Below are 11,713 nucleotides of genomic sequence, written 5' to 3'. Positions count from 1 at the left end.
GCATGAAGCCGACCCGGTCTGGCACCACCGAGAACATCTCCGTGTCGATGCCTGCCGAGCTGGTCAGCGGGCTCCGCTCTCGAACCGGCCGCCGGGGGCTGTCCAGCTACGTCACCGAAGCTGTCAGACATCAGCTCGCCATGGACGGGCTGGCCGAGATCGTCGCGGCCCATGAAGAGGAGCACGGCGCGCTCACTGAGCAGGAGATCGAAGTCGCCCGACGAGAGCTGTTCGGAGACGAGAACACCGAGCGGGACGCCGCGTGAAGGAGCGGCCGGCCCGCTCGCTGGTACTCGACTCCGAGGCGCTCTGCCTGCTTCTGCGCGACGATCGCCGGATGGCGGCTCGCGTCGAGGCATCCCGCCAGGCCGGGATTCCCGTGCTCGTGTCTGCGCTGACCATTGTTGAAGGCGTACGGGGGAAGACCGACCTGGCGCGCTTGAGATGGCCGCTCTCCCGGCTGCGGGTGGAACCGGTCAGCCAGGAAGACTCCCTGACCGCGGTGACGTTGCCTCGGGACGCTGGTGGCCTGCACGGACACGAGTACGCGATCGACGCTCTCGTTGCCGCGCTCGCGCTCCGCGTCCCGGCTCCTGTGATCGTTCTGACCTCCGACCCTGACGACTGGTCGAAGCTGTGCGGGAACCGCGTGATCATCAGAGAGGTGTGAGCACCGCGAACGCCTCCGGGGGCGGGCAGTGAAGCCCGCCTGGCGCGAGAGGGGTCATGCGCGACGGGTCGTCAGGCCGGCGAGGTGGTCGTCCAGCAGCTCCGTCTGCCGTTCGGGCGGGAACCGGGCCGGGTCGAGCAGGCTCTGCACCACGAGGCCGAGCACGAAGGCCTGGGCGCCGGCCGCGACGCGGTCCGGGTCGCCGGGAGGCAGTTCACCGAGGGCCTGGGCGGCGGCCACGCGTTCGGCCAGCCGGGCCCGGCCCTCCGCGTACTTGCGGGCATGGTCCGCACCGATGGCCGGGTCGGCGAGGGCGGTGTCCCAGGAGGCGACCCAGACACGGTTGCTGTCGGTGGCCTCGGGGGTCAGCGGCAGGATGTCGAGCAACGCGTCCCGCAGCGCCGCGAGCCCGGCGCCGGTAGAGCGCCGCGGACGGGCGAGGGTGCGCTGTTCCAGCAGGTCGAGGGCGTACTCGACCAGGGCCCGCTTGGTCGGGAAGTAATGGGTGAGCAGGCCGGTGGTCGCGCCGAGTTCGGCGGCCACCGCACGCAGCGTCAGCCCGGCGAAGCCGCGCGTCGCCATGACCTGCCAGACCGCCGCGGAGACGTCCCGCCGCCGCGCTTCGTGATCTCCCTTGGTACGTGGCATGCCGCCACGGTACATTTCCGTAACACTTGTTATGCAAAGGGGAGGCCCTCATGTTCTCGCTGGCACTGCGCGACGGCGCTCGTCTCGCCCCGCTGGAGTCCTGGCACGCCGAGGAGTTCGCCCGGCATCTGGACCGCGCCCGCGAGCACATCCGCCCCTGGGTCGGCGCCGCGTTCGTCACCGTCGACGTGGCGGGCGCCCGGGCCACCCTGGAGCGGTACGGCGCCCGCCAGGCCGTCGACGGCGCCCGGCTGTACGGCATCTGGCGGGACAACACCCTGGTCGGCGGCGTGATGTTCACCGCCTTCGACACGACGTCCGGCTCGTGCGAGGTCGGCTGCTGGCTGGAGCCGGCCGCCGAGGGCCACGGCCTGATCACCCTGGCCTGCACCGCGCTCCTGGACTGGGCGTTCGGCACTCGGGGCCTGCACCGGGCCGAGTGGCACTGCCGGGCCGACAACGACCGCAGCGCGGCGGTCGCCCAGCGGCTCGGTATGACGCTGGAGGGGGTGCGGCGCGAGGCGTGGCCGTACGACGGCGTGCGGCACGACAAGCAGGTGTGGGCGGTGCTCGCCCCGGAGTGGCGCGCCCTGGAGCGGTGAGCAGCTCCTCCTGATTCACGCCCCCTCGCGCTCCCCCCTCCCCCGAAGCACACTGTTCCGCACAGGAGTTGGCGGGGAGGGGGACGTATGCGGGACGGGCATCGGGGTGAGGCCGAGCGGTTGGTGGTGCGGGCGGTGGAGGAGGAGGTGCGGCGGTCGGGTGGGCGGACCGACGGGCAGCTGCTGCTCACGCGGGCGCGTGCCGCGCTGGACGGGATGGCGGGAGCGGCGGCGGAGGAGTACGCCGCGTACACCCGTGCGCTCGACGAGTCCGAGGCGGACCGGCTCAGCTTCGGCCGGCGCTACGCCCGCGAGGGCGCCGGCACCCCGCTGCTGGTGGCCGCCGTCGCGGCGGTCGCCGCGGCCGTCGCCGACCTGTCGCTCGGCACCGGTGCGGGCACCGCGCTCGGCGCGGGCGTCGTCGTAGGCGTCGTCGGGGCCGCCGCCACGGTCGTGAAGGTGGCCGGTACGCATCTGCCCGCCGCCCACCACCGCAAGGGCGCGGCGAGCCAGCCTGGCGGCCCCGAGCAGCTGCGGCTGCAGTGGCTGACCGCACTGGAGGTACGCGGCATCCGCCCCTTCCTGGACCAGCAGCGGATGCTCGCCGCCTCCACCGCGCCGGGCAGGAAGACCGGCCCGGCGCTGCGCGGCGCGGACAAGAGCGCGGCGGCCCGGCGCCGGACCGTACTGGAACAGTCCTTCGGCCAACTCCCCGAACCGGCGGACCTGTTCGCGGGCCGTTCGCAGGAGCTGGCGCGGATCGGGCAGTGGGCGCGGGCCGCCCGCGCGGAGTCGGAGACCCGGCCGACGGTGGTCGTCCTGCACGGGGAGCCCGGCTCGGGCCGCACCACGCTGGCCGTACGGGCGGCGCACGAGCTGCGGGACCACTTCCGGGGCGCGGTCGTCGTCGACCTGCGCGGCGACGGCCCTGAGACCCGTCCGCTGCCCACCCGCGACGCCCTGCTGCATCTGCTGAACCGGCTCGGCGCGCCCCGCGAGCAGTTGCTGTTCCGCGAGCACTCCTCCCCCGAACAGCAGGTCAAACGGCTCGGCGAGCTGTACCACCAGCACCTGGCCGGGCTGCCCGTGACGATCGTGCTGGACGACGCCTCCGACCCGGCCCAGGTCCGCGCGCTGATCCCGGAGCGCTCCGACAGCCTGGTCCTGGTCACCTCCCGCACCCCGCTGGAACTGGACGCCGACCTGCCCGCCTGGGTGCACCACCTGCCCGTCGAGGCGCTGGACGCGGCCGGTGCCGAGGAGCTGCTGACCGCCTCCGCGCAGGACTCCGATCATCCCTATGACGCCGAATCCACCGCGCGGATCGCCAAGTTGTGCGGCGGGCTGCCGCTGGCGCTGCGCTGCGCGGGCTCGGCGCTCGGAGCCCGTTCGGCGAGCGGACTCGCGGCGGACCTCGCCGCGTACGGTCCCGTCGGGCCGGTGGAGCGGGCGCTGTGGCTGCGCTACTCCGACCAGCCGGACCCCGCCCGCCGGCTGCTGCGCCGGCTCGCGCTGGCCGGCCGGGCCTCGCTGGGCGTGGCGGCGGCCGCCGCGCTGCTGGGCACCGGCGAGGAGGAGGCGGGCCGGCACCTGGCCGCGCTGGCCCGCGCCGGGCTGCTGGACCATGTGCGCGGCGACCGGTACCGGCTGCACCACCTGGTCCGCGCCTTCGCCGAGGCACGGCTGCTGGACGAGGAGGAGCAGGCCGAGCGCACGGCGGCGCAGGAACGGCTGATCGTGAACTACGCCGAGCTGGCCGATTCGGTGCTGCGCCTGGTCGACGGCAACATGTCGACGCGGTCGGACCGGTTCGGCTCGCACGGCTTCGTCTCCCTGGAGGAGGCGCTGCGCTGGCTGGACGACGAGACCAGCTTCATCACGGCCACCCTGCGCCAGGCCGAGGGCGTGGACCAGGGCGCGGTGCTGAACCTGCTGGGCGCGCTGTGCGACTACTGCCTGCTGCGCGGCGACCTGTACCGGCTCGGGGAGATCAACGAGCTGGCGCAGGCCGTGGACGAGGGGCTGCTGGTGCGCTCGGTGCAGTGGCGTACCGGCATCGCGGCCCGGCAGCTCGGTGAGCTGGACAAGGCACGCACCACGCTGGCCTCGGTGGTGGACCTGTACCGGGAGGCGCACCACGACGCGGGCGCCGCCCGTGCCCTGTGCTCGCTCGGCATCACCCTGCACCACCAGGGCAACCTGACCGAGGCCGCGGCCAAGCTGCAGGAGGCGATGGACCTCCAGGCTCCCCCGCAGCTCGCCACCGACCGCGCCTGGACCATGCACGCGCTGGCCGCCGTGCAGCGCGACCGGGCCCGGCTGCCGGAGGCGCTGGACCTGCTGAAGCGCTCACTGGTGCTGCACCGGGCGGGCGGCTCGGTGCACGGCGAGGCGTGGGCCCACTACCAGCTCGGCCAGCTCGCCCTGTGCCTGGGCGACGTACCCCGCGCCGAGGACGAACTGCGGGCCGCGCTGGAGCGCTACGGGCGCACCCGCGACGCGCGCGGCGAGGCGTGGGCGCTGACCCAGCTCGCGCGGGCCCGGCTGGTCGACGGGGAGGCGGCGCCCGCCGTGGAAGGGCTGCGCCAGGCGGCCGTGAAGCACCGGGACAACGAGGACGCGCGCGGCGAGGCATGGACGCTGCACCACCTGGGACAGGCGCTGGAGGAGACCGGCGACCTGGACCGGGCGGTGCGGGAGCTGGAGCGCTCGCGCACGATGTTCTCCCGGATGCGGGACGTGTACGGGCTGGCCTGCGCCCGGCACCACTCGGCCCGGGTGACCCGCGACCAGCGCGCCGCGCACACCGGCTCGCTGCGCAACTCCGGGTTCGCCCGCCAGTTGCTGGTCGACGCCCGCGCCGACTTCCAGCGGGTCGGGGTGCCCCACGGCGAGGCGTGGACCTGCCTGGAGCTGGCGGTGGTGGACGCGGGCAACGAGCGCACCCAGCAGGCGCTGGCCCTGTGCGACGAGGCGCTCACCCTGTTCACCGCCTACGGCGACCGGCGCGGGGAGGACTGGGCGCGGTTCCTGCGCTGCACCCTGCTGCCGTACGCGGCGCCGGGCGGCACCGAGGTGGGCACGGCGGTCGCACAGGAGGAGCTGGCCCGCCTGGTCCGCGCCACGCATCCCGCGCGGGACGAGCGGCTCACCGACTGCGCGCCGGCGTACGCCCTGCTGCTGGAGCGGGGCGTGAGCCTGGAGTCGGGATGGCAGGCGTGGCGGCTGCGCATGACCCCGGCCCGGCACGCCCGCGATGTGCTGGGCGTGCCGGTACCGGACCAGGGGTGAGCGAAGCACCGGCGGGGCGCGGCCGTCGTTCCGGTCGCGCCCGTCGGTGGGTTCCGCCCGGCGGCGTCAGCCCTGCCGGGACTCGGTCTTCGTGGCGGAGGTCTCGCCCTCGGCGGGCGCCTCCTTGAAGTCGACCTTGCCCATGTGCTTGCTCATGGACTTCATCAGCCCCCAGACGGCCAGGGCCATCACCGCGAACACGATGAAGCCGAGGACACCGGGGGTGACCTTGTTCTCGTCGATCTCCTTGGCGAGAGGGACGAGATGCGTCACTGCGAGGCTCACGCTTGCGCTCATGTCAGGCATTGTCCCGGATGCCCGCGAAGAGGTCGTCCTCGGGGAGGGACGTGTCCACGAGGGACTTCGCCAGCTCGTACTCCTCGGTGGGCCAGACCTTCTTCTGGAGCTCCATCGGGACCTTGAACCAGCCGCCGTCCGGGTCGATCTGGGTGGCGTGCGCGATCAGCGCCTTGTCCCGGATCTCGAAGAAGTCCGCACACGGGACATGCGTGGTCAGGGTGCGCTCGACCCGCTCGAACTCCTTCCAGCGCTTGAGCCAGTCCCCGTACGGCGACTCCAGCCCGTTGTCCAGCATCGCCTGGTGCAGGGCCTCGGTGCGGGGGCGGTTGAAGCCCTGGTTGTAGTACAGCTTCTGCGGCTGGTAGGCGGGGCCGAACTCGGCCTCCGGGTACTTCTCGGTGTCCGCCGCGCCCTCGAACGCCACCATCGAGATCTTGTGGGTCATGATGTGGTCGGGGTGCGGGTAGCCGCCGTTCTCGTCGTAGGTGGTGATCACCTGCGGGCGGAACGCGCGGATCTTGCGGACCAGCTCGCCGGCCGCCTTGTCGACGTCCTCCAGCGCGAAGCAGCCCTCGGGCAGCGGGGGCAGCGGGTCGCCCTCGGGCAGGCCGGAGTCGACGAAGCCGAGCCACTCCTGCTTGACCCCGAGGATCTCGCGGGCCTCGTCCATCTCCTTCTTGCGCACCTCGTGGATGTGCTCCTCGATGTACGCGTCGCCCTGGAGCTTGGGGTTGAGGATGGAACCGCGCTCTCCACCGGTGCAGGTCACCACCAGCACGTCCACCCCGTCGGACACGTACTTCGCCATGGTGGCCGCGCCCTTGCTCGACTCGTCGTCGGGGTGCGCGTGGACGGCCATCAGTCGCAGCTGGTCAGTCAAGACTCGTTCCTTGTTGGTCGGCGCCCCGCGGTCGGTGGGGCAGTCAACGGGTGCCGTGCCTGGGGCACGTCGTCCATGGGGCGGCGGTCGGAGGGCGGGCGGCAGGCTTCTATAGTGACCGAATCGGGGGGCGAATAATTCCGCGGAGAGGACGATCATGGCTACGGCGAGCACGCGGCTGCCCGAGGGCCGCTACGGCCGCTCCTCGGACGAGCGTGCCGACCACCGGCTCAAGATCCTCGGCGCGGTACTGGGCGTGGCCCTGCTCGCGCTGCTGGGCTATTTCGCCTACCACTACGTCGCCAAGAACGAGATCAGCGCCCAGGTCATCACCTTCCAGGCCACCGATCATGCGGTCCGGGTGCACCTGGAGGTCCACCGGGACGCCGGCGTCGACGGCTACTGCACGCTGCGCTCCCAGTCGGCCGACGGGGCCGAGGTCGGCCGGGCCGACTTCCGCTTCTCCGGGCCGGACACGCGGGTCGACAAGGTCGTCACGCTGCGTACGACCGCCAAGGGCGGCACCGCCGAACTGCTGGGGTGCCACGCGGGCTGAGGCATCACCTGGAATGCGTACGGCGTGACCTGCACTGATGCGATTCTGATGGCTTATGTCCTCCCCCTTTCGCCCGTGAATTGTTAGGCTCGTGGTTTCGCCCATCCAAGAGAGAACATGCTTCTGGGTAGGGCGATGCTTTGTATCCCCAGTACCGACGAGGAGCACCCTGTGACCCAGACCAGCGAGAACGTCACCTGGCTGACCCAGGAGGCGTACAACAAGCTCAAGGACGAGCTTGAGTACCTTACTGGTCCTGCGCGCACGGAGATCGCGGCCAAGATCGCGGCTGCGCGCGAGGAGGGCGACCTGCGCGAGAACGGCGGGTACCACGCGGCCAAGGAGGAGCAGGGCAAGCAGGAGCTGCGCGTGCGCCAGCTCACCCAGCTCCTGGAGAACGCCCAGGTGGGCGAGGCCCCTGCCTCCACCGACGGGACCGTTGCTCCGGGCATGGTCGTCACGATCGCCTTCGACGGCGACGAGGACGACACGATGACCTTCCTGCTCGCCTCCCGCGAGTACGCCAGCTCCGACGTCGAGACGTACTCGCCGCAGTCCCCGCTCGGCTCGGGCGTGATCGGCCACAAGGTCGGCGAGGACGCGGAGTACGAGCTGCCGAACGGCAAGAAGGCCACGGTGAAGATCCTCAAGGCCGAGCCGTACTCGGGCTGATTCCGACGCCTTTTCCCGACCGGCCCCCGGCGCCCTCGCGGCATCGGGGGCCTCGTCGTGTCAGGCGGTGGCCGAGCGGTACTTGCGGACCGCCAGGGTGCGGAAGACCACGACGATGAGTATCGAGTAGATCAGCGAGGCCCACACCGGGTGCTGCATGGGCCAGGCGGTGGACGTGGACTCACCGGGGTTGGCGAACAGCACCCGGGCCGCCTCCACGGTGGCGCTGAACGGGTTCCAGTCCGCGATGTGCCGCAGCCAGGGGGTCATGTTGCTGGTGTCCACGAACGCGTTGGACAGGAAGGTCACCGGGAAGAGCCACACCAGGCCGCCGGAGGTGGCCGCCTCGGGGGTGCGTACGGAGAGCCCGATGAGGGCGCCGATCCAGGTGAACGCGTATCCGAGCAGGAGCAGCAGGCCGAAGGCGGCGAGCACCCTCAGGGCGTTCGTGTCGCCGTTGGACCCCACCCGCCAGCCGACCAGCACGGCGACCGCGGCCAGCACCAGCAGGGTGAGTGCGGTCTGCACCAGGTCGGCCAGGGTGCGCCCGGTCAGCACCGCGCCACGGGCCATGGGCAGCGAGCGGAAGCGGTCCACCAGGCCCTTGTGCATGTCGTCGGCGATGCCCGCGCCGGCGCCCGCGGTGGCGAAGGTGACGGTCTGCGCGAAGATCCCGGCCATCAGGAAGTTGGTGTAGGCGGTGGCGCTGGTGCTGCCGCCGATCTTCATCGACCCGCCGAAGACATAGGTGAACAGCACCACGAACATGATCGGCTGGATCAGCCCGAAGATGACCACCTCGGGAATCCGGACCATGCGGATGAGGTTCCGCTGGGCCACGATCAGTGAGTCGCGGACGGCTCTGGCGAAGGGGTTGGCGGACGCCACGGTACGCGCGCTCTCGCTGACGGCACTCACTTCACGGCCCCCTCGGTGTCGGTGGTGCTCTCGGTGTCCTCGGCGGCGCCCGGCCGGGCCTCGGCGGTGTGTCCGGTCAGGGAGAGGAACACGTCGTCGAGGGTGGGGCGGCGCAGCGCGATGTCGTCTATCTCGATGCCCCGGCCGTCCAGCTCCCGGATGACCTCGGCCAGCAGCTTGGCGCCGCCGGTGACGGGGACGGTGAGCTTGCGGGTGTGCTGCTCGACGGTGGTCTCGCCCTTGCCGAGGGTGCGCAGCACCTCGGCGGTGCCCGCGATCCGGTCCCGGTCGTGCACCACGACCTCGACGCGCTCGCCGCCGGTGCGGGCCTTGAGCTCGTCGGAGGTGCCCTGGGCGATGACCCGCCCGTGGTCGACCACGGCGATGTCGTGGGCGAGGTGGTCGGCCTCCTCCAGGTACTGCGTGGTGAGCAGCAGGGTGGTGCCGCCGGAGACGAGCTGCTGGATGACCTCCCAGAGCTGCTGGCGGTTGCGCGGGTCGAGGCCGGTCGTCGGTTCGTCCATGAACATCACGGGCGGTGAGACCACGAGCGCGGCGGCGAGGTCGAGCCTGCGGCGCATGCCACCGGAGTAGGTCTTGGCGGGGCGGTCGGCGGCGTCGGCGAGGTGGAACTGCTCCAGCAGCTCGGCCGCGCGCTCCTTCGCCGCCTTGCCGCGCATCTGGTAGAGCCGGCCGACCATCTGGAGGTTCTCCCGGCCGGTCAGATACTCGTCGACCGCCGCGAACTGGCCGGACAGGCCGATGGAGCGGCGGACGGTGTCGGGGTGTCTGAGCACGTCCACGCCCGCGACGACCGCCCGGCCGCTGTCGGGGCGCAGCAGGGTGGTCAGACAGCGGACGGTCGTCGTCTTGCCCGCGCCGTTCGGCCCGAGCAGCCCCAGGACCGTCCCCTCGGGCACGTCGAGGTCGACGCCGTCCAGTGCCCTTACGTCCCCGAAGGTCTTCACCAGACCCTCGGCATGGATGGCGCCCGGCATGATCTCTCCCCGTCGTCGGTGTGCAGGCGGATGACTGGCACGCGGACCCGGCACCGACCGTCGAGCGAGCGGCGGTCCGACCCCCACGTCACACACCGTAACGCGATGTATCGCGTCCCTCAATGGGTTTTCGGATTCCCTCCCCGAACGAGTGAACGGCGGCCGACCGGCCCCGGCCGGCACCGCTCAGTCGATGATCATGTACCCCGACTCCCCCAGCGCGGCCGCGACTTCGGCGCGGTGGGCGGGGCCCTGGGTCTCCAGGTGGAGCTCCACCTCCGCCTCGCTGAGGCCGAGGCGCGGGTCGGTGCGGATGTGGCTGACGTCGAGCACGTTGGCGTCGGCGGCCGAGAGCACGCCGAGCAGGGTGGCGAGGGCGCCGGGGCGGTCGGTGAGCCGCAGCCGGACCGCGAGGTACCGGCCCTGGGCGGCCATGCCGTGCCGCAGCACCCGCTGGAGCAGCACCGGGTCGACATTGCCGCCGGACAGCACCGCGACCACCGGCCCCGAGAAGCCGCCGGGGTCGGCCAACAGCGCCGCGACCGGGCTGGCGCCCGCCGGTTCCACCACCAGCTTGGCCCGCTCCAGGCACAGCACCAGCGCGGCGGAGAGCTGGTCCTCGCTGACCGTACGCACCTCGTCGACCAGCTCCTCCACGATCCCGAACGGCACCGGACCGGGCGTACCGACCCTGATCCCGTCGGCCATGGTCGCCGGGCTCCCCACGGTCACCGGATACCCGGCGGCCAGTGAGGGCGGGTAGGCGGCGGCGCCCTCGGCCTGCACGCCGATGATCCGCACGTCGGGCCGTACCGACTTCACCGCCACCGCGATCCCGGCCGCGAGCCCGCCGCCGCCCATGCCGACGACGATCGTGCCGACCTCGGGGCACTGCTCCAGGATCTCCAGCCCGACGGTGCCCTGGCCCGCGATGATGTCGGGGTGGTCGAAGGGGTGGATGAACACCGCGCCCGTCCTGGCCGCGTACTCCTCGGCCGCCGCGAGCGCCTCGTCCACCACCTGGCCGTGCAGGCGCACCTCGGCGCCGTACTCGCGTGTGGCGCTGACCTTGGGCAGCGGGGCGCCCTGCGGCATGAACACGGTGGAGTGCACGCCCAGCAGGGAGGAGGCGAGCGCGACGCCCTGGGCGTGGTTCCCGGCGCTCGCGGCGACCACTCCGGCGGCCCGTTCCTCCGGCAGCAGCCCGGCGATGCGCACATAGGCGCCGCGGAGTTTGAACGAGCCCGTCCGCTGGAGGTTCTCGCACTTCAGGTGCACCGGCGCGCCCACCGTGCGGGAGAGGTGTCTGCTGCTCTCCAGGGCGGTCGTGCGGGCCACCCCCGAGAGCATCTTCTGCGCTCCGCGCACGTCGTCGAGGGTCACGGAGCGCAAGGGGTGGGCCGTGCGGTAGCTCATGGCCCAAGTCTCGCAGTTCGGGCCCGCGTGCGGCGCCCGCGCCCGGCCCCGCGAGCACCGGTTTTCCCGGCGCCCGTACGGGCGGCCGCCGAGCCGCGTACCCTGTCCCCCAACCCAGCAGCCCCTCTCTGAAGCGAGCCTCCGGCCATGCCCACAACACCCGATATGTCGATGGACATGACAACCGTCGGTGACAGCGGTCTGCTCGACACCCTCCAGCACGAAGTGGCGGTGTTCGCGCGCCGCGCCGAACAGACGCGGCTCGGCGGGGTCGGGCAGGCGCGCAACTCCATGGACCGCGCCGCCTATCTGCTGCTCAACCGCCTCGACAACGAGGGCCCGATGGGCGTCAAGGCGCTGGCCGCGAGCATGGGCATCGACTCCTCCACGGTCACCCGGCAGGTGGCCCCGCTGGTGGACGCGGGCCTGGTCAAGCGCACCTCCCACCCCGAGGACGGGCGCGCGGTGGTCCTTCAGCTGTCCCCGCGCGGTGCCACCCGGCTGGCGGAAGTACGGGCCTCCAGGCGCCAGCTGATGGCCGAGCTGACCGAGGAGTGGACCCCGGCCGAGCGCGAGAGCTTCTGCGATCTGCTCACCCGGTTCAACACCGCGCTGTCCGCGCGCATGACCGTCCAGCCGCAGCCGCCCACCGCCTCCTGAAGGCGGCTCCGACGCGGCTCTTGACCCCCGGGCCGCCTCGGGCCTCATATGAGACCGGGCCCCGCGTGTCCGGGACCCTGAGGTTCTTCTCGCGCCGCAGGG

General features: G+C 72.3%; 13 protein-coding genes. 7 read left to right on the top strand and 6 right to left on the bottom strand.

Annotated elements, in window-relative coordinates:
* The first annotated feature begins 2 nt into the window (after nucleotides 1–2).
* A complete protein-coding gene (locus E5082_RS02115; RefSeq protein WP_135789577.1) occupies nucleotides 3–266 on the top strand; it encodes a hypothetical protein in 264 nt (87 codons plus the stop codon).
* On the top strand, nucleotides 263–670 hold the full coding sequence (locus tag E5082_RS02110; protein ID WP_135789576.1) for a type II toxin-antitoxin system VapC family toxin: 408 nt from the start codon (nucleotides 263–265) through the stop codon (nucleotides 668–670). Before E5082_RS02115 ends, E5082_RS02110 begins: the two co-directional genes overlap by 4 nt.
* 54 nt (nucleotides 671–724) lie before the next feature.
* Here E5082_RS02110 and E5082_RS02105 read toward each other — a convergent pair whose 3' ends face one another.
* Entirely contained in the window at nucleotides 725–1,318 is a 594-nt protein-coding gene (locus E5082_RS02105; RefSeq protein WP_167513963.1) for a TetR/AcrR family transcriptional regulator, read from the bottom strand.
* A 50-nt stretch (nucleotides 1,319–1,368) separates the two neighbouring features.
* Here E5082_RS02105 and E5082_RS02100 point away from each other — a divergent pair, with 50 nt between their 5' ends.
* Complete coding sequence (locus E5082_RS02100; RefSeq protein WP_135789574.1) at nucleotides 1,369–1,920, top strand: GNAT family N-acetyltransferase; 552 nt, start codon at nucleotides 1,369–1,371, stop codon at nucleotides 1,918–1,920.
* 87 nt (nucleotides 1,921–2,007) lie between these two features.
* Nucleotides 2,008–5,211, top strand: a complete 3,204-nt coding sequence (locus E5082_RS02095) for a tetratricopeptide repeat protein (protein ID WP_135789573.1) — start codon at nucleotides 2,008–2,010, stop codon at nucleotides 5,209–5,211.
* A 66-nt stretch (nucleotides 5,212–5,277) separates the two neighbouring features.
* Here E5082_RS02095 and E5082_RS02090 read toward each other — a convergent pair whose 3' ends face one another.
* Together E5082_RS02090 and mca are read right to left on the bottom strand one after the other, a co-directional pair.
* Nucleotides 5,278–5,517 carry a hypothetical protein gene (locus E5082_RS02090; protein WP_078873247.1) on the bottom strand — a complete coding sequence of 80 codons (240 nt, stop codon included), beginning with the start codon at nucleotides 5,515–5,517 and terminating at the stop codon, nucleotides 5,278–5,280.
* The gene (gene mca / locus E5082_RS02085) at nucleotides 5,510–6,391 is read right to left on the bottom strand and encodes a mycothiol conjugate amidase Mca (protein ID WP_135789572.1); all 882 of its coding nucleotides are present in this window, start codon (nucleotides 6,389–6,391) and stop codon (nucleotides 5,510–5,512) included. The genes E5082_RS02090 and mca overlap by 8 nt, the downstream gene beginning before the upstream one ends.
* 157 nt (nucleotides 6,392–6,548) lie before the next feature.
* On the opposite strand from mca, the gene E5082_RS02080 reads away from it, so the two are divergent.
* A complete protein-coding gene (locus E5082_RS02080; RefSeq protein ID WP_135789571.1) occupies nucleotides 6,549–6,947 on the top strand; it encodes a DUF4307 domain-containing protein in 399 nt (132 codons plus the stop codon).
* Between the two features lie 171 nt (nucleotides 6,948–7,118).
* On the top strand, nucleotides 7,119–7,619 hold the full coding sequence (gene greA, locus E5082_RS02075) for a transcription elongation factor GreA (RefSeq protein ID WP_086690718.1): 501 nt from the start codon (nucleotides 7,119–7,121) through the stop codon (nucleotides 7,617–7,619).
* Nucleotides 7,620–7,679: 60 nt separating this feature from the next.
* On the opposite strand, the gene E5082_RS02070 is transcribed toward greA, so the two are convergent.
* The 3 genes from E5082_RS02070 to ilvA all read right to left on the bottom strand — a co-directional run bounded on the left by E5082_RS02070 (nucleotide 7,680) and on the right by ilvA (nucleotide 10,951).
* Nucleotides 7,680–8,537: an ABC transporter permease gene (locus E5082_RS02070; RefSeq protein ID WP_135789570.1), complete on the bottom strand. Its 858-nt coding sequence runs from the start codon at nucleotides 8,535–8,537 to the stop codon at nucleotides 7,680–7,682.
* Entirely contained in the window at nucleotides 8,534–9,535 is a 1,002-nt protein-coding gene (locus E5082_RS02065) for an ATP-binding cassette domain-containing protein (protein WP_135789569.1), read from the bottom strand. The genes E5082_RS02070 and E5082_RS02065 overlap by 4 nt, the downstream gene beginning before the upstream one ends.
* A gap of 186 nt (nucleotides 9,536–9,721) precedes the next feature.
* On the bottom strand, nucleotides 9,722–10,951 hold the full coding sequence (ilvA, locus tag E5082_RS02060; RefSeq protein ID WP_135789568.1) for a threonine ammonia-lyase: 1,230 nt from the start codon (nucleotides 10,949–10,951) through the stop codon (nucleotides 9,722–9,724).
* Nucleotides 10,952–11,116: 165 nt separating this feature from the next.
* Here ilvA and E5082_RS02055 point away from each other — a divergent pair, with 165 nt between their 5' ends.
* Nucleotides 11,117–11,611, top strand: coding sequence for a MarR family winged helix-turn-helix transcriptional regulator (locus E5082_RS02055; protein ID WP_190045331.1), 495 nt, complete (start codon nucleotides 11,117–11,119; stop codon nucleotides 11,609–11,611).
* The last annotated feature ends 102 nt before the right edge of the window (nucleotides 11,612–11,713 follow it).

This window comes from Streptomyces griseoluteus (genome assembly GCF_004784465.1).
GTDB lineage: Bacteria > Actinomycetota > Actinomycetes > Streptomycetales > Streptomycetaceae > Streptomyces > Streptomyces griseoluteus.
The sequence above is the reverse complement of the archived record's forward strand: the minus strand, read 5'-3'. Positions and strand labels throughout refer to the sequence as shown.